We start from the raw sequence: 16,327 nt of genomic DNA, 5'->3' as shown, positions 1-16,327 counted from the left end.
ATGCTCGCTCACGAATATACGGAAGCGAGGAGTCGTGGCTGTGAAGCGTCGCAAGCTGAGCAACCCCCTGGCGCTGGCCATCCTGGTCACGCTGGTGGAGCGGCCCATGCATCCGTATGAGATCGCGCGCCTGCTCAAGACGCGCGGCAAGGATCACAGCATCAAGATCAACTTTGGCTCGCTCTACACCGTGGTCCAGAACCTGGAGCGGCATGGTTTCGTCGAGGCGGCCGGCACCGAGCAGGAGGGCAACCGCCCCGAGCGGACGCTCTATGCGCTCACCCCCGCCGGCCGCGCGGAGATGCACGACTGGCTGAGTCATCTGGTGGCGGTCCCGGCCCGGGAGTACCCCCTCTTCGAGACCGCGCTCGCGCTGATCCTGGCTCTCCCGTTCGACGAGGCGCGCAGGCTGCTGGACGAGCGGCTGGCCCTCCGTGAAGCGCAGGCGGCAGGTATCGGCGAGGACCTCGCCAAGTGGAAGGAGATCCTGCCGGGGGTGCTGCTGATCGAGGCGGAGTATCAACTGCACATGGTCCAGGCCGAGGTCGCCTGGCTCCGGGGCTTCTGCAAGGAGCTGGACGAGGGTGGGATCAGCGGCGTCGATGGGTGGCGCGAGATGAGCGAGACGGGGAAGGTTCCCCAGGAGATGGAGATTCTGACAAAACTTACGAACCAGATATAAGAGAAGGGCCCCGGCGGACGCTGCGTCAACAGCCTCCGCCGGGGTCCCCGGTCCCCGAACGGGTCTGCGGCGAGGCAGACCGGGCGCTCGAGGTGCGGCACACCCAGGATAGCCCGGCACTTCCCCGTAGATCGGTTCGGAGTACATCGACATACCCCGAACACCGAAACACGGAGGCGGCTCAGCCATGAGCGCACACCCGCACGCCGTCGAGGCGCGCGAACTGATCAAGACCTATCCCGGTGACGTCACCGCCCTCAACGGGCTGGACCTCGCGGTGCGGCCCGGTGCCATCTTCGGGCTGCTGGGTCCCAACGGCGCCGGAAAATCCACCACCGTCAAGATCCTCACCACTCTCGCCCGGCCCGACTCCGGCACCGCCACCGTGGCCGGCCATGACGTCCTGCGCCACCCCGACCGGGTACGGCGCGCCATCGGCGTCGTCGCCCAGCGGTCCGGTGCCGACCCGGTGGCCACCGGCCGGGAGAACCTGCTGCTCCAGGGCAGGTTGTATGGGCTGCGCGGCACCGAACTCACCAGGCGGGCCGATGAGTTGCTGGACCGCTTTGCGCTCGCCGAGGCCGGGGGCCGCCCGGTGAAGGGGTACTCGGGCGGCATGCAGCGCCGCCTCGATGTCGCCATCGGGTTGGTGCACCGTCCCCAGGTGCTCTTCCTCGACGAGCCGACGACCGGGCTCGACCCCGAGGCCCGCACGGCCATGTGGGAGGAGATCGCCCGGCTGGCGGGGGGCGAGGGTCTGACCATCCTGCTCACCACCCACTATCTGGACGAGGCGGACCGGCTCGCCGAGCGCATCGCGATCGTCGACCGGGGCCGTGTCGTCACCGTCGGCACACCCGACTCCCTCAAGGGCGAACTGCGCGGTGACGCCGTCCATGTGGAGCTGCACGCACCGGTCGATCCGGTGGGCGGACAGCTGCTGGCCGCCGCCCTCATGGAGTTCGCCGGTGTGCGCGACATCACCTTCGACGGGCCGCGGCTCAGCGCCCGCGCCGATGACGGCGGCGCGGCCGTGCCGGGTGTGCTGGCCGTCCTGGACCGGGAAGGCGTGCGAGTGGCATCGGTGACCGTCGCCCGGCCGTCGCTCGACGACGTCTATCTGCGCCACGCGGGACGCCGCTACTCCGAAGCCGGCACCCCGGCCCTGGCGGGGGGTGCCCGATGAGCCTCGCCCTCCACCACACCTGGTACATGACCCAGCGTCAGCTGAAGGCGCTCCTCAGGCAGCCCGCCTTTATGGTGATCACCCTCATCCAGCCGGTGATCTGGCTCTTCCTCTTCGGGGCACTGTTCCGCAAGGTGGTCGAGCTGCCCGGGTTCGGCGGCGGCAGCTATCTCGACTACCTGGTGCCCGGAGTGGTCGTGATGAGCGCGCTCTCCAGTGCCATGTGGGTGGGCATGGGCACCATGGAGGAGATCGAGCGCGGCACGCTCAACCGCTTCCTGGTCACCCCCGTCAGCCGTGGCGCCCTGATGAACGCGAGCGTTCTGAACCAGAACATCAGCACCGCGGTGCAGTCGGTCGTCATCGTGCTGCTCGGAAAGGCGGGCGGCGCGGACTACCCGGGCGGCGTGGGGGGTCTGGCGGTCCTCCTGCTCGCTTCGATTCTGCTCGCCACGCTGATGGGGGCGTTCTCCAACGCCATCGGCATGCTGACCCGGCAGCGCGAGTCGATCATCGGGATCAACACCTTCCTGCTGCTCCCGCTGACCTTCCTGTCCTCGGCCTTTATGAAGCCCGCGCTGATGCCCTCGTGGATGCGGCACGTCGCGGACTTCAACCCCGTCAACTGGGCGCTGACCGCGGCCCGTTCGGCGATGTCGGCCGACCCGGACTGGGGCCAGGTGCTCGGCCGGGGCGGGGCTCTGCTGGCGGCGGCGACGGTCGCGATGTGGCTCTCCACCCGGACGTTCCGTTTGTACCAGCGGTCGGTCTAGCACCGCGTCCGTCGGACACCCCCTGGGGGGCCGTCGCTCACCAGGAGTCGTCGGCCCCCTCCAGGCGGCGGCGCCGTCGGATGACGAGATAGGTGCCGCCCGCCGCGACGGAGGCGGCGACCAGGGCGGCGCCGCCCGCGATGCCGACGACCGCACCGGTGCCGAGCCCGTCGTCCTTGCCCTCGGACGTGGCCGCGGTCTCGGAGGTCGTGTCGGCGCTGCCGTCGGTGGTCTCGTCGCCGCCCTTGCCGTCGGGGGCCGTCTCGGACGTCTGGTCGTAAGAGTAGTTCTGGGGCCCCTGGCAGAAGTCGCGGTTGCCCGGGTCCCAGGCGGACGACACCGTCAGCTTCACCGAGTCCAGCGGGGAGTCCCCGTCGTCGCCCACCAGGTCCACGGCGTAGGTGCCGGGCTTGGTATCACAGCGGATGATGGCCGCGATCTCGGTGTAGAGCAGTCCGTTCTTGCCCTTCTCGAAGTTCGACGCCTTGCGCTTGACCTTCTCCAAGAAGGCGGGCGACTGCAGGGCGAGGGCGCTCTGGCCCTTCAGCGAGGACGGGTCCGTCGTGATGGTGAAGGCGACCTCCCGGCCCCGCTGGTGGTCGGGGCTGGTGAGGTTGGAAAACTGGAGTTTCGAGCCGGAGCCGGTGGAATCGGCCGAAGCTTGGGCGGCCGTCGTCAGAACGAGGGCCGCCGTGGCTATGCTCGCCAGAGCTGTCCGGGCAGGGTTCATGCGGGAACATTACCCGGCCGTTCGGGTGAGGGAGGATCAGGCCGCGGCCGGTGCCTCCTGCTCCGCCTCCACCTGCTGGTTCCACTCGCGCTTGGACGCCTGCCAGCCGTCCTCGTCATGGCCCCGGCGCCAGTAGCCGGAAATCGACAGCCGGTCACGCGGAATCTGCCGCTCCAGGCGCAGATGACGGCGCAGTTCCTTGACGAAGCCGGCCTCGCCATGGACGAAGACCTGGGCGTCACCGGCCGGAAACTCCAGCGAACGCACCGCCTCGACCAGCGCCTGACCCACCGGCGAACCGTTTCGGCGCAGCCAGACGACCTCGATCCCGGGCGCGAGAGCCAGCTTCTGCTCCTCCCGCTCATCGGCGACCTCGACAAAGGCCCGCACCGTGGCCCCCTCGGGCAGGCGCTCCAGGGAGGCGGCGATCGCGGGCAGTGCGCTCTCATCGCCGGCCAGCAGATGCCAGTCGGCGGCCGGGTCGGGGGAGTAGGCGCCGCCGGGGCCCAGGAACAGCACCTCGGCACCCGGCTCGACCCGCGCGGCCCAGGGCCCGGCCAGGCCCTGGTCGCCGTGGACCACGAAGTCGACCGTCAGCTCACGCGCCGCCCGGTCGAAGGAGCGCACGGTGTAGGTGCGCGTCCGGGGCCACTGGTCGCGCGGCAGATCCCGGCGGATGACCTCCATGTCGAAGGGCTCCGGGTAGTCGACCCCGGCCGACGGGAAGAGCAGCTTGATGTAGTGGTCGGAGTGCTCGCCGGCGCCGAACTCCGCGAGCTCCTCGCCGCCCAGGACCACCCGCACCATATGGGGCGTCAGCCGCTCGGTACGGACCACCCGGGCCCGGGTGAGCCGGGCCTGCTTGCGGTTGGGGCGCTCTGCCATGCCTGCCGTCTCCCCGCCTGAGTCAAAAATCCTGAGAAAAAATTAGGACTGCCTAACCTAACATTCAGTGGGTCAGGGTGGAAAGCAGCCGCTGCAAAGATCCCCCCAAGCCCCAGCGCGCGGCGAGCGCCTCCAGGGCCCGGGGATCGCGCGGCGCCGACGGCAGCGCCGGGTCGAAGTCCGGCAGCGGCACATCGGAGGCGACCCGCACCACCCTGGGCGCCACGGCCAGATACGGGCGGGCCTCGGCCAGCCGCCTGCGCTGCGCCGGGGTCAGCCCGGCCGCGGGGTCGTCGACGGCCGCCATGATGCCGGCCAGATCGCCGAAGGAGGCCAGCAGCTTGGCGGCCGTCTTCTCGCCGACCCCCGGCACCCCCGGCAGCCCGTCGCTGGGGTCGCCGCGCAGCAGCGCGAGATCGGCGTAGCCGGGGCCGTCCACCCCGTACTTCTCGCGCAGCAGCGCCTCGTCCACCACCTGCAGGGTGCCGACGCCCTTGACCGGATAGAGCACCCGCACCCCGCGCCGGTCGTCGACCAGCTGGTAGAGATCGCGGTCGCCGGTGACCACATCCACCGGGCCCGCCGCCCGCCCGGTGAGCGTGCCGATCACATCGTCCGCCTCGTACCCCTCGGCGCCGGCCCGGGCGATGCCGATCGCGTCCAGCACCTCGTCGATCACCGGCACCTGGGGGGAGAGGGTGTCCGGGATCTCCTCGGCGGCTTCGGCACCGGGCTCCCCGGCAGCCTCCTCCGCCACCCGGTGCGCCTTGTAGGACGGGATCAGCTCCACCCGCCACTGCGGGCGCCAGTCGAAGTCCATGCAGGCGACCAGCTCGTCCGGCCGGTGGTCCTGGACCAGCCGGGCGATGAAGTCGAGCAGGCCGCGCACGGCGTTCACCGGAGTGCCGTCGGGGGCCTTCACCGACTCGGGCACACCGAAATAGGCGCGGAAGTACAGGGAGGAGGTGTCGAGGAGCATCAGGCGTCGCGTCACGCGGTCGATGATGCCGCAGCCCCGTCGACCATGACGACATGTGAAGTGGACCACTGTTCGGTTTGCCCTGAATAGGTCTGGGCAGGCGCGGCGCCGGAGTGTATTTCGACCCGAGAGGTATATGTGTCCAGGCTGAGAGCCGAGCGCTTGTACAAGGTGTTCGGCAGACGACCCGAAGCCGCCGTCAAGCGGCTCGAAGGCGGCGCGAGCCGCGACGAGCTGCGTGCCGACGGCACCACGGCAGCCGTGATCGACGCCTCGTTCGAGGTCGAGGCCGGTGAGATCTTCGTGGTGATGGGTCTGTCCGGCTCGGGCAAGTCCACCCTCCTGCGGATGCTCAACGGACTGCTGGAACCGACCGCCGGACGAGTCCACTACGACGGGCGCGATCTGACCGCCCTGTCCCCGGCCGAGCTGCGCGAGGTGCGCTCGCGCAACATCAGCATGGTCTTCCAGCACTTCGCCCTCTTCCCGCACCGCAGCGTGCTGGAGAACGCCGCCTATGGCCTGGAGGTGCGCGGCCTGCCGCGCGCCGAACGGGCGGAGCGCGCTGCCGAGGCCCTGGAACTCGTCGGCCTGGGCGGCTGGGAGGACTCCTGGCCCGACGAGCTGTCCGGCGGCATGCAGCAGCGCGTCGGGCTCGCCCGCGCCCTGGCCACCGATGCCGACCTGCTGCTGATGGACGAGTCCTTCAGCGCCCTCGACCCGCTGATCCGCCGCGATATGCAGGACCAGCTGCTGGACCTGCAGAAGCGGCTGAAGAAGACCATCGTCTTCATCACCCACGACCTCAACGAGGCCATGCGCCTCGGCGACCGGATCGCCGTGATGCGCGACGGCCGGATCGTCCAGAACGGCACCGCCGAGGACATCCTGGTCCGGCCCGCCAACGACTATGTGGCCTCCTTCATCCAGGACGTGGACCGCTCCCGGGTGCTCACCGCCGGGGCGATCATGGAAAAGCCGGGAACGGCCGCTGGGGACACCGGCGCCACCGTCGGCGTACGGACTCCCCTCGCCGAGCTGTTCGCCCCCTGCTCCCGCAGCGACGCCCCGGTGGCCGTCACCGACGACCAGGGCCGCCTCGCCGGGATCGTCACCCGTGACCGGCTGCTGGCCGTACTGGGAACCGAGGCCGCCGAGGAGGTGACGGCCCATGCCTAGGATCAAGATCGGCCACTGGGTGCAGAGCGCCGTGGACTGGCTGCAGTCGCACCTCTCCTGGCTCTTCGACGCCATCAGCACGGTGCTGACCGGCATGTACGACGGCGTCCACGCGGTGCTCGGCGCCCCCGGCGCGCTGCTGATGGCGGGCATCCTCGCGGTGGTCGCCTGGTGGCTGCGCGGGCTGCTCGCCGCGCTGCTCGCCTTCGCGGGCTTCGCCCTCATCGACTCCCTGGGCCTGTGGGACCAGGCGACGGCCACCCTCTCGCTGGTCCTGGTGGCCAGCGTCCTCACCCTGCTGATGGCCGTGCCGCTGGGCATCTGGGCGGCCCGCGACCAGCGGGTGAGCGGGGTGCTGCGGCCGGTGCTGGACGTCATGCAGACGATGCCGGCCTTCGTCTATCTGATCCCCGGCGTGATGTTCTTCTCCATCGGGCCCATCCCGGGCCTGATCGCCACCATCGTCTTCTCGATGCCGCCCGGCGTCCGGATGACCGAGCTCGGCATCCGCCAGGTCGACGGCGAACTCGTCGAGGCCGCGCGGGCGTTCGGGACGACCCCGCGCGACACCCTGCTCCGGGTCCAGCTGCCGCTCGCCCTGCCCACCATCATGGCGGGCGTCAACCAGGTCATCATGCTGGCGCTGTCCATGGTCGTCATCGCGGGCATGGCGGGTGCGGGCGGTCTCGGCGAGGCCGTGTACTCGGCCGTCACCAAGGTCGACATCGGCGCCGGGGTGGAGAGCGGCCTCGCCGTGGTCGTCCTCGCCATGTACCTGGACCGGATGACCGGTGCCCTCGGCAAGCGGGTCTCCCCGCTCGGCCGCCGGGCCACCGCCAAGGAGGCGGCCACCGCACGCCCGGCGGCGGGTGTGCTGCGCCACCGGCCGGCCACCGCCGTCGCCGCCGTCGGGGTCGTCGTCCTCGCCCTGGTCGCGGGCGGCATGCACCTGGTCCAGGGCGACAGCGACCGGGAGAGCGTCGCCGCGGGCAAGAACATCGGCCAGGGCAAGCGGATCAAGCTCGGCTACTTCCCCTGGGACGAGGCCGTCGCCTCCACCTATCTGTGGCAGAACATCCTGGAACAGCGCGGCTACCGGCCCGACGTCAAGCAGCTCGACCCGGGCCCGCTGTACACCGCGCTCGCCCAGGGCCAGATGGATGTGCAGTTCGACTCCTGGCTGCCCACCACGCACAAGCAATATATGGACCGCTACCGTGACCGGCTCTCCGACCTCGGCTCCTGGTACGGGCCCACCTCGCTGGAGCTGACCGTGCCCTCCTATGTCAAGGGCATCGACTCGCTGGCGGACCTGAAGGGCAGGAGCGGGCAGTTCGGCGGCAAGATCATCGGCATTGAGGCCAGCGCCGGAATGATGGGCACGCTCAATGACAAGGTCCTCAAGGCCTATGGCCTGGAAGGGGAGTACAAGGTCGTCTCCTCCTCCACCGCCACCATGCTGGCCGAGCTGGACCGGGCCATCAAGAAGAAGGAGCCCATCGTCACCACCCTGTGGTCGCCGCACTGGGCCTATGGCACCTATGAGCTGAAGAAGCTCAAGGACCCCAAGGGCGCCTGGGGCAGCGGCGAGCAGATCCACGCCGTCGGCAAGAAGGACTTCGCCAAGGACTTCCCCCGCATCACGGACTGGGTGAAGAACTTCAAGATGTCCGAGCAGGACCTCTCCTCGCTCGAGGCCGCGATTCAGCAGGGCGGCAAGAACAAGGAGAAGGAATCCGCGCGGCACTGGCTGGACGAACGCCCCGGCCTGGTCGACAAGCTGGCGCCCGTCAACGGCTCCTGACGGAACATCACCCGACGCGGCGTACGGTGGGACGGTGATCAGCCGTCCTGCCGTACGCCGCGTCGTCTCGCTCGTCCCCTCGCTCACCGAGGCGGTGGCCGCCACCGAGCCCGCCCTGCTGGCCGGGGCCACCGACTGGTGCGACCACCCGGCCGGGCTGGACGTGGTACGGATCGGCGGCACCAAGAACCCGGATGTGGCCCGCATCGCCGCCCTCGCCCCCGATCTGGTGATCGCCAACGAGGAGGAGAACCGCGCCCTTGACCTGGCCGCGCTGCGCGCCGCCGGGCTGGCGGTCCTGGTGACCGAAGTGCGCACTCTTGAGCAGGCGTTCGGCGAGCTGGAGCGGGTGCTGGTGCACGGCTGCGGGCTGCCCCGGCCCGGCTGGCTGGCGGACGCCCGGGACGCCTGGCGGGAGACGACGGCAACCGGGCCCGCACTGCGGGCCGTTGTGCCGGTGTGGCGCAGGCCCTGGATGGTGCTCGGCCGGGACACCTTCGCCGGTGATCTGCTGGCCCGGCTCGGGGTGGTCAACGTCCTCGCGGAGCACGCCGAGCGCTATCCGCGCGTCCCCCTCGAGGAGTTGAACGCCTGCGGCGCCGAGCTGGTCGTGCTGCCGGACGAGCCCTACCGCTTCACCCGCGACGACGGCCCCGAGGCCTTCCCGGGGCTGCCGTCCGCACTGGTCAGCGGCCGTCATCTCACCTGGTACGGGCCGTCGTTGGGGCGGGCGCCGCAGGTGCTGGGCGCGGCGCTGCGAGCAGCCGCCCGCTGAACAGCCCGCCCAGCGTACGGACTCCCGCCACCGCCCAGGCGAGCACCAGCAGGGCATACAGCCCGACCGCCAGCCAGGTGTAGGCGTGCAGCCCGGTGTGGCGCGAGAGGGCGGCGGCGCCCGTGACACAGGTGCCGATGGGGAAGGTGAACGCCCACCAGGTCATCGCGAAGCCCATCCCGCCCCGGGCGGCGCGCACCACCAGGGCGGCCGCGAACACCAGCCACAGCAGCGCAAAGCCCAGCACCGGAACCCCGTACAGCACCGCGAAGGCCGACATCGCCTGCGGGTACGGGGCCGCGATGGCGCCCCGCGCCGCATCGGCGAGGTTGTTCACGGCGGTGGTGGACTGGCCCAGCGGGCCGAGCACCAGGAAGAGGGTGGGCGTCAGGGCGAGCGGCAGCGGGCCGTGGTGGACCAGCCGGGAGAACACCACCGGCAGCATCACCAGCGTCATCAGCAGACTCAGCCCGAACATCGCATAGCAGCCCAGCAGCATCGCCTCCCGCCACTGCCCGGCCGGCAGATGGCGCACCAGCGCCGGGCCGAGCGCGGCGGAGACCATGGGGGCGACCACCGGCAGCAGCCACACCGGGGAGGCGCTGCCCACCTCGATGCGGTGCCGGGTCACCATCAGGTACGGAATGCCCGCCGCCGCGACCAGCCCGGTCACCGTGCCCGCCACCCACAGCACCGCGTCGGCGGCCACCGCCGGTCCCTGGCCGATGACCGCCGACCCCACGGACAGCGTCGCCCCGCCGACGGCGAGCAGCGCCATCGCCAGACAGCCGTAGAACGGGGCCACCGCCGGATCGGCCAGGTGTCGTCCGGCCTGGTCCGGATGGCGCGCCCAGTGCCCGGCGCGGGCGGCCAGCAGCACGGTCAGCGCCAGCGCGGACAGCGCCCAGACGGCCTGGAGCGCACCGTGCAGCCCGGGCGGCAAACGGCCGGGCAGGGCGGCACCGGCGGTGGCGACGATCGCGGTGCCCATGACCGTGGCGTACCAGTTGGGCCCGAGCTGCCGCAGCCCTTCGGTGGAACGAGAGGGAGCCAGGGGGCGTGGGGGCGCGAGCGTGGTCATGCCTCCACCGTCTCCCGGCCCCCGGGCTCTCACCAGGGAGCACTCACCTATGAGGGCATAAGCTGAACTGATGAGCGAGGACCGTATGCCGCTGGCGCACCGGGTGCCCGACCTCGGGGCGCTGGAGCTGCTGCTCGCCGTCGCCCGGCTCGGCAGCCTCGGGCGGGCGGCCCGCGAGCTGGGCATCACCCAGCCTGCCGCCAGTGGCCGGGTGCGCAGCATGGAACGCCTGCTGGGGGTGGCCCTGGTGGAGCGCTCCCCGCGCGGGTCACGGCTGACCGCCGCCGGAGTGCTGGTCACCGACTGGGCGCGGCGGATCGTGGAGGCGGCCGAGGCCTTCGACGCCGGAGCCCAGGCACTGCGCACCCGCCGGGACTCCCGGCTGCGGGTGGCGGCCAGCATGACCATCGCCGAGTATCTGCTGCCCGGCTGGCTGATAGCGCTGCGCACCGAGCGGCCCGGCACCGCGGTCTCGCTGTTCGCGGGAAACTCCGCCGCCGTCGCGGCCCGGCTGCTGGCCGGGGAGGCGGATCTCGGCTTTGTCGAGGGCCTGGAGCTCCCGGCAGGTCTGGACGGCGCGGTCATCGGCCAGGACCGCCTGCTGGTGGTCACCGCCCCGGCACACCCCTGGGCCAGGCGGCGCTCACCGCTGGATGCCGGGGAGCTGGCGGCCACCCCGCTGGTGCTGCGCGAACCGGGCTCGGGCACCCGGCAGGTGCTGGACGCCGCGCTGGCCTCGCGGGGTGGCCTGGCCCCGCCGCTGCTCGAGCTCGCCTCCACCACGGCGGTGAAGGCGGCCGTGGTGAGCGGGGCGGGGCCGTCGGTGCTCAGCGAGCTGGCGGTCGGGGAGGAGCTGGCGGGGCGGAGGGTGGTGGAGATCCCGGTCGGGGGAGTGTGCTTGCGACGGGACCTGCGCGCGGTCTGGCCGCTGGGCGCCCGGCCGGCCGGCCCGGCCCGGGACCTGCTGGGGCTGACCCGCGGGGCCGCGTAGCGGCTTCGCAGACACCCCCTACGGGTCGCGGCGGACGCCGTGTGCCCCGCACCGGCCCGGGGGACACGCCCTACCGGCGCTCGGCCGCCACCCCCACCAGCGCCCGGATCACCCGCAGATCACCGCCCACCTCCGGATGCCACTGCACGCCGAGCGCGAAACGGCCCCCGTGGGCCGCGTACTCGATCGCCTCCACCGTCCCGTCCTCCGCATGGGCCGAAGCGATCAGCCCCTTCCCCAGCTGCGACACCCCCTGATGGTGATGGGTCGCCACATCGACCGCCCCCGGCATCAGCCGCTCCAGCATGGTGCCCGGCGCCGCCTCCACCAGATGCTCGGCGAACGTGCCGACCCGGGGATTGTGGCCCTTGTGCCCCACCGTCTCCGGCAGATGCTGATGGAGCGCGCCGCCCGCGTGCACATTCATCAGCTGCATCCCCCGGCAGATGCCCAGCACCGGCACGCCCTGCTCCAACGCGGCGTCCAGCAGGGCCAGTTCCCAGTGGTCGCGCTCCGGCACCGGGCTGCCCGCGCGCGGGTGCGGCCGCTCGCCGTAGAGCGCCGGGTCCAGGTCCTCGCCGCCCGCGAGCACCAGGCCGTCGAGCCGCCGGACGACGGACGCGGCGGCGGCCGGGTCGTCCGGCGGCAGCAGTACGGCCAGACCGCCGGCCTGCTGGACATACCGCGAGTAGTCGGCCGGGAGCAGCGCCGCCGGCAGGTCCCAGGCGACGCCCCAGCGGGCCCGGGTGAAATAGGTGGTGACGCCGATCAACGGCTGACTGGGCAAGGTCCTCGTCCCCCTGGGCTCAGTGGATCAATGGTTTTCACCGCTACCTTTGCTTCCCCGGAGATCACCGTGCAACCCCCGCCCGCCGCATACCCCTTGCTCATCCGAGGAACCCCCGCAGCAGCGCCGCGGTGCCCGCGCAGTGCTCGCGCATCATCTCGCGCGCCCCGTCGGTGTCTCCGTCCAGCACCGCCTCCACCAGCGCGGTGTGCTGCCGCTGGGAGTGCTCGAGGTTGCGCACCAGCAGCGGGATGCGGTCCAGGAGTTCATTGACCGAGGCCCGGACGGCGGCGTACTGCGCGGCCAGCGAGGGCGACCCGGACAGCTCGGCCAGTGCCAGGTGCAGCATGGTGTCCCGGCGGCGGTAGTCCGCCGCCGGCGCGTCCTGGGTCGCCGCCAGGGCGTCGCGCAGCAACCCGGACTGTTCGTCCGTCAGTTCGTGCGCCGCGCACAGCTCCGCCGCACCCACCTCCAGCACCTCGCGAAAGCGCAGGGTGTCCTCGACGTCCACCGGATCCGGGATGTCCGCCGCGGCCGTATGGGAGCGGACGAACGTCCCTCCGTACCTGCCCCGCCGGCTCTCCACCAGGCCCTGTTCCTGGAGCACCTTCAGCACCTCACGCAGGGTCACCCGGCTGATCCGCAGCCGCTCCGCCAACTCACGTTCGGCGGGCAGCCGTTCGCCGTCGGCCACCAGGCCGAGCCGTATGATCTGGAGTATCCGCTCCAGGGCCTCTTCGAAGCCATTGCCCGCCCGGACCGGTCGCAGCACCGGCGACAGCCGGTCCACCGCACTCCCGTTCATCGGAAACCCTTCCCAATCAATGGTCTACCGGAATACCTTAAGACCTCCGGCCGCACCAACAGGGAGGCACTTCCCGTGGCAGACCGCACGCCCCCGCTCACCGTCGACGAGCTCCGCCGGCTCGTCGACACCGGGGAGATCGACACCGTCGTCCTCGCCTTCACCGACATGCAAGGGCGGCTCCAGGGAAAGCGGTTCGCCGCCCGGTTCTTCCTCGACGACGTCCTGGACCACGGCACCGAGGGCTGCAACTACCTGCTCGCCGTGGACACCGAGATGAACACCGTCGACGGCTACGCCATGTCCTCCTGGGAGCGCGGCTACGGCGACTTCGCCATGCACGGCGACCTCGCCACCCTGCGCCGCACCCCCTGGAACCCCGGCACCGCCCTGATGACCGCCGACCTCGCCTGGCACGACGGCTCACCCGTCCTCGCCTCACCGCGCCAGATCCTGCGCCGCCAGCTCGACCGGCTCGCCGAGCACGGCTGGAGCGCCCATGCGGGCACCGAGCTGGAGTTCATGGTCTTCAAAGACACCTATGAGCAGGCCTGGACCGGCGCCTATCGCGGCCTCACCCCCGCCAACCAGTACAACGTGGACTACTCCGTCCTGGGCACCGGCCGCGTCGAGCCCCTGCTGCGCCGCATCCGCAATGAGATGGGCGCCGCCGGGATGACCGTCGAGTCCGCCAAGGGCGAGTGCAACCTGGGCCAGCACGAGATCGCCTTCCGCTATGCCGAGGCGCTCACCACCTGCGACCAGCACGCCGTTTACAAGACCGGCGCCAAGGAGATCGCTGCCCAGGAGGGCATGGCACTCACCTTCATGGCCAAGTACGACGAGCGCGAGGGCAACTCCTGTCATATCCACCTCTCGCTGCGCGACGAGGCGGGGCGCCCGGTGCTGGCCGATGACGGCGGCCCGTACGGCATGTCCAAGACCATGCGGCACTTCCTGGCCGGACAGCTCGCCGCCCTGCGGGAGTTCACTCTTCTCTACGCCCCCAACATCAACTCCTATAAGCGCTTCCGCCCCGGCTCCTTCGCCCCCACCGCCGTCGCCTGGGGACCGGACAACCGCACCTGTGCGCTGCGCGTCGTGGGCCGCGGTCACTCGCACCGCTTCGAGAACCGGCTGCCCGGCGGCGATGTCAACCCCTACCTGGCCGTCGCGGGCATGGTCGCCGCCGGACTCCACGGCATAGAGAAGGAGTTGGAGCTGCCCGAGGCCTGCACCGGCAACGCCTACGCCGGTGACGCCGAGCATGTGCCCGCCACCCTGCGCGAGGCCGCGCGGCTGTGGGAGAACAGCTCACTGGCGCGCGCCGCCTTCGGCGACGAGGTGGTCGAGCACTACCTCAACATGGCGCGGGTCGAGCAGGAGGCGTATGACACCGCCGTGACGGACTGGGAGCGGTTCCGCTCCTTTGAGCGCATGTAACGCAGGTAAGGATGCTTCGCTGTGCACGAGAACCCCGGCCTCCTCGAAATCCTCAACCCGGCGACCGAAGAGGTCATCGCCACCGTCCCCGCCGCCACCCCGGCGGACGTCGACACCGCCGTCCGGAAGGCCTCCGCCGCGCAGGCGGCCTGGGCCGCCCTGCCCCCCGGCGACCGGGCCCGCCTGCTGCGGCGCTTCGCCGCCACCGTCGACGACCACCTGGAAGAACTCGCCGCGCTCGAGGTCCGCGAGGCAGGCCACCCCATCGGCAATGCCCGCTGGGAGGCGGGCAACGCCCGTGACCTGCTGGACTATTGCGCCGGGGGAGTGGAACGGCTGAGCGGCCGGCAGATCCCGGTGGCCGGCGGCCTGGACGTCACCTTCCATGAGCCGCTCGGCGTCATCGCCGTGATCGTCCCGTGGAACTTCCCGATGCCCGTCGCCGCCTGGGGCTTCGCCCCCGCGCTCGCCGCCGGCAACGCCGTCCTCGTCAAACCCGCCGAGACCACCCCGCTCACCGCACGGCGACTGGCCGAACTCGCCCTGGAGGCAGGCCTTCCGGAAGGACTCCTGCAAGTCCTCCCCGGCACCGGACCGGTCGCGGGCAACGCCCTGGTCGAGCACCCCGGCGTCGCCAAGATCGTCTTCACCGGGTCCACCGCCGTCGGCAAGCAGATCATGGCCAAGTGCGCGGCCCGGGTGAAACGCGTGACCCTGGAACTCGGCGGCAAGAGCCCCAACATCGTCTTCGCCGACGCCGACCTCGAGCGCGCCGCGGCCACCGCACCCGGGTCGTTCCTGGACAACACCGGCCAGGACTGCTGCGCCCGCAGCCGCATCCTGGTCCAACGCGGCGTCTACGACCGCTTCCTGGAGCTCCTGGAGCCCGCCGTCCGGGCCGTCACCGTCGGCGACCCCGGCGACCCGGCCACCCAGATGGGCCCGCTGATCTCCGCCGCGCAGCGGGAGCGGGTACGGTCCTACGTCCCGGAGACGGCCCCCGCCGCGATCCGCGGCGCGGCCCCGGCCGGCAAGGGGTTCTGGTACCCCGCCACCGTCCTCGAGGGCTCCCCGGACGACCGCGCCGCCCAGGAGGAGATCTTCGGCCCGGTCGCCGTCGTCATCCCCTTCGAGGACGAGGACGAGGCGGTACGGATCGCCAATGCCACCGAGCACGGCCTGGCCGGCTCGATCTGGACCCGCGACATCTCCCGCGCCCTGCGCATGTCCCGGGCCGTCGCGGCGGGCAACCTCTCCGTCAACTCGCACAGCAGCGTCCGCTACTGGACGCCGTTCGGCGGCTTCAAACAGTCAGGCCTGGGGCGGGAGTTGGGCCCCGACGCGCTGACCGCCTGCACCGAGACCAAGAACGTCTTCATCAGCACCGAGGAGCGTTGAATGACCGACCAGACCCCAGTCTGCCGCCGGCTCACCGGCCGTACCGCCGTCATCACCGGAGCCGGCGGCGGCATCGGCCTGGCCACTGCCCGGCGGCTCGCCTCCGAGGGCGCCCATGTCGTCTGTGCCGACATCGACGAGAAGGCGGGCAAGGCCGCCGCCGAGGAGGTCGGCGGCCTCTTCGTCCGCACCGACGTCACCAACGCCGAACAGGTCGAGGCCCTCTTCAAGGCCGCCTTCGACACCCATGGCTCGGTCGACATCGCCTTCAACAACGCGGGCATCTCCCCGCCCGAGGACGACTCCATCCTCACCACCGGTCTCGACGCCTGGAAGCGCGTCCAGGACGTCAACCTCACCTCGGTGTACCTGTGCTGCAAGGCGGCGCTTCCCTATATGCAGCGCCAGGGCAAGGGATCCATCATCAACACGGCCTCCTTTGTGGCCGTCCTGGGCTCCGCCACCTCCCAGATCAGCTACACCGCCTCCAAGGGCGGTGTACTGGCGATGTCCCGCGAACTGGGCGTGCAGTTTGCCCGCGAGGGCATCCGGGTCAATGCGCTGTGCCCGGGCCCGGTCAACACCCCGCTCCTCAAGGAACTGTTCGCCAAGGACCCGGAGCGGGCCGCACGCCGGCTCGTCCATGTCCCGGTGGGCCGGTTCGCCGAGGCGGAGGAGATCGCCGCCGCCGTCGCCTTCCTCGCCAGCGATGACGCGTCGTTCGTCAACGCCGCCGAGTTCCTGGTCGACGGGGGCATCTCGGGGGCGTATGTCACCCCGCTGTAGGGCCGCCCCGCTGCAGGGTTCGTGATCGACGCCGGGACCGGCG

Annotated in this window: 16 protein-coding genes; 10 read left to right on the top strand and 6 right to left on the bottom strand. The window is 71.3% G+C overall.

What is annotated here, in order from left to right; all coding sequences use genetic code 11:
• Positions 1-34: 34 nt before the first annotated feature.
• From ABCR83_RS00490 to ABCR83_RS00480, 3 genes are all read left to right on the top strand, one after another.
• Complete coding sequence (locus ABCR83_RS00490) at positions 35-682, top strand: PadR family transcriptional regulator (protein ID WP_462692118.1); 648 nt, start codon at positions 35-37, stop codon at positions 680-682.
• 187 nt (positions 683-869) lie between these two features.
• Positions 870-1,868, top strand: a complete 999-nt coding sequence (locus tag ABCR83_RS00485) for an ATP-binding cassette domain-containing protein (RefSeq protein WP_462692117.1) — start codon at positions 870-872, stop codon at positions 1,866-1,868.
• Positions 1,865-2,641: an ABC transporter permease gene (locus tag ABCR83_RS00480; RefSeq protein WP_462692116.1), complete on the top strand. Its 777-nt coding sequence runs from the start codon at positions 1,865-1,867 to the stop codon at positions 2,639-2,641. The genes ABCR83_RS00485 and ABCR83_RS00480 overlap by 4 nt, the downstream gene beginning before the upstream one ends.
• A 37-nt stretch (positions 2,642-2,678) precedes the next feature.
• Here the strand turns inward: ABCR83_RS00480 and ABCR83_RS00475 are convergent, their stop codons facing one another.
• The 3 genes from ABCR83_RS00475 to ABCR83_RS00465 all read right to left on the bottom strand — a co-directional run bounded on the left by ABCR83_RS00475 (position 2,679) and on the right by ABCR83_RS00465 (position 5,235).
• Positions 2,679-3,371 (bottom strand): hypothetical protein, encoded by a 693-nt coding sequence (locus ABCR83_RS00475; protein ID WP_462692115.1) that lies wholly within the window; start codon positions 3,369-3,371, stop codon positions 2,679-2,681.
• Between the two features lie 36 nt (positions 3,372-3,407).
• Positions 3,408-4,256, bottom strand: a complete 849-nt coding sequence (locus tag ABCR83_RS00470; protein WP_462692114.1) for a siderophore-interacting protein — start codon at positions 4,254-4,256, stop codon at positions 3,408-3,410.
• A 64-nt stretch (positions 4,257-4,320) separates the two neighbouring features.
• Entirely contained in the window at positions 4,321-5,235 is a 915-nt protein-coding gene (locus ABCR83_RS00465) for a 5'-3' exonuclease (RefSeq protein WP_462692316.1), read from the bottom strand.
• 138 nt (positions 5,236-5,373) lie between these two features.
• On the opposite strand from ABCR83_RS00465, the gene ABCR83_RS00460 reads away from it, so the two are divergent.
• Genes ABCR83_RS00460 through ABCR83_RS00450 form a run of 3 tightly spaced genes read left to right on the top strand, consistent with a single transcriptional unit; the run spans position 5,374 to position 8,993 of the window.
• A complete protein-coding gene (locus ABCR83_RS00460) occupies positions 5,374-6,414 on the top strand; it encodes a quaternary amine ABC transporter ATP-binding protein (RefSeq protein ID WP_462692113.1) in 1,041 nt (346 codons plus the stop codon).
• Positions 6,407-8,218: an ABC transporter permease/substrate binding protein gene (locus tag ABCR83_RS00455; protein ID WP_462692112.1), complete on the top strand. Its 1,812-nt coding sequence runs from the start codon at positions 6,407-6,409 to the stop codon at positions 8,216-8,218. The genes ABCR83_RS00460 and ABCR83_RS00455 overlap by 8 nt, the downstream gene beginning before the upstream one ends.
• Positions 8,219-8,252: 34 nt before the next feature.
• Positions 8,253-8,993, top strand: a complete 741-nt coding sequence (locus ABCR83_RS00450) for a helical backbone metal receptor (RefSeq protein ID WP_462692111.1) — start codon at positions 8,253-8,255, stop codon at positions 8,991-8,993.
• Here ABCR83_RS00450 and ABCR83_RS00445 read toward each other — a convergent pair.
• Positions 8,920-10,074 (bottom strand): TDT family transporter, encoded by a 1,155-nt coding sequence (locus tag ABCR83_RS00445; RefSeq protein WP_462692110.1) that lies wholly within the window; start codon positions 10,072-10,074, stop codon positions 8,920-8,922. The genes ABCR83_RS00450 and ABCR83_RS00445 overlap by 74 nt on opposite strands.
• A gap of 70 nt (positions 10,075-10,144) precedes the next feature.
• Here ABCR83_RS00445 and ABCR83_RS00440 point away from each other — a divergent pair, with 70 nt between their 5' ends.
• Entirely contained in the window at positions 10,145-11,065 is a 921-nt protein-coding gene (locus ABCR83_RS00440; RefSeq protein ID WP_462692109.1) for a LysR family transcriptional regulator, read from the top strand.
• 70 nt (positions 11,066-11,135) lie between these two features.
• On the opposite strand, the gene ABCR83_RS00435 is transcribed toward ABCR83_RS00440, so the two are convergent.
• Entirely contained in the window at positions 11,136-11,852 is a 717-nt protein-coding gene (locus ABCR83_RS00435) for a gamma-glutamyl-gamma-aminobutyrate hydrolase family protein (protein ID WP_462692108.1), read from the bottom strand.
• Positions 11,853-11,952: 100 nt separating this feature from the next.
• On the bottom strand, positions 11,953-12,657 hold the full coding sequence (locus ABCR83_RS00430; protein WP_462692107.1) for a FadR/GntR family transcriptional regulator: 705 nt from the start codon (positions 12,655-12,657) through the stop codon (positions 11,953-11,955).
• 75 nt (positions 12,658-12,732) lie between these two features.
• Between ABCR83_RS00430 and ABCR83_RS00425 the strand changes: the two genes are divergently transcribed.
• The 3 genes from ABCR83_RS00425 to ABCR83_RS00415 are packed head-to-tail and all read left to right on the top strand — an operon-like array spanning position 12,733 to position 16,284.
• Positions 12,733-14,100 carry a glutamine synthetase family protein gene (locus ABCR83_RS00425; protein ID WP_462692106.1) on the top strand — a complete coding sequence of 456 codons (1,368 nt, stop codon included), beginning with the start codon at positions 12,733-12,735 and terminating at the stop codon, positions 14,098-14,100.
• Positions 14,101-14,121: 21 nt separating this feature from the next.
• The gene (locus ABCR83_RS00420; protein ID WP_462692105.1) at positions 14,122-15,498 is read left to right on the top strand and encodes an aldehyde dehydrogenase family protein; all 1,377 of its coding nucleotides are present in this window, start codon (positions 14,122-14,124) and stop codon (positions 15,496-15,498) included.
• Entirely contained in the window at positions 15,499-16,284 is a 786-nt protein-coding gene (locus tag ABCR83_RS00415; protein WP_462692104.1) for a 3-oxoacyl-ACP reductase, read from the top strand.
• The last annotated feature ends 43 nt before the right edge of the window (positions 16,285-16,327 follow it).

The sequence above is a fragment of the Streptomyces xingningensis genome (assembly GCF_054957865.1).
Note: the sequence above shows the minus strand (reverse complement) of the source record. Positions and strands in the feature narration are given on the sequence as shown.

What these genes read in the sequence shown, in the direction of transcription:
- ABCR83_RS00440 (WP_462692109.1), top strand. Translation starts at nt 10,145, where the DNA reads ATGAGCGAGGACCGTATGCCGCTGGCGCACCGGGTGCCCGACCTCGGG.
- ABCR83_RS00470 (WP_462692114.1), bottom strand. Translation starts at nt 4,256, where the DNA reads ATGGCAGAGCGCCCCAACCGCAAGCAGGCCCGGCTCACCCGGGCCCGG.
- ABCR83_RS00465 (WP_462692316.1), bottom strand. Translation starts at nt 5,235, where the DNA reads ATGCTCCTCGACACCTCCTCCCTGTACTTCCGCGCCTATTTCGGTGTG.
- ABCR83_RS00415 (WP_462692104.1), top strand. Translation starts at nt 15,499, where the DNA reads ATGACCGACCAGACCCCAGTCTGCCGCCGGCTCACCGGCCGTACCGCC.
- ABCR83_RS00480 (WP_462692116.1), top strand. Translation starts at nt 1,865, where the DNA reads ATGAGCCTCGCCCTCCACCACACCTGGTACATGACCCAGCGTCAGCTG.
- ABCR83_RS00455 (WP_462692112.1), top strand. Translation starts at nt 6,407, where the DNA reads ATGCCTAGGATCAAGATCGGCCACTGGGTGCAGAGCGCCGTGGACTGG.
- ABCR83_RS00485 (WP_462692117.1), top strand. Translation starts at nt 870, where the DNA reads ATGAGCGCACACCCGCACGCCGTCGAGGCGCGCGAACTGATCAAGACC.
- ABCR83_RS00475 (WP_462692115.1), bottom strand. Translation starts at nt 3,371, where the DNA reads ATGAACCCTGCCCGGACAGCTCTGGCGAGCATAGCCACGGCGGCCCTC.
- ABCR83_RS00445 (WP_462692110.1), bottom strand. Translation starts at nt 10,074, where the DNA reads ATGACCACGCTCGCGCCCCCACGCCCCCTGGCTCCCTCTCGTTCCACC.
- ABCR83_RS00430 (WP_462692107.1), bottom strand. Translation starts at nt 12,657, where the DNA reads ATGAACGGGAGTGCGGTGGACCGGCTGTCGCCGGTGCTGCGACCGGTC.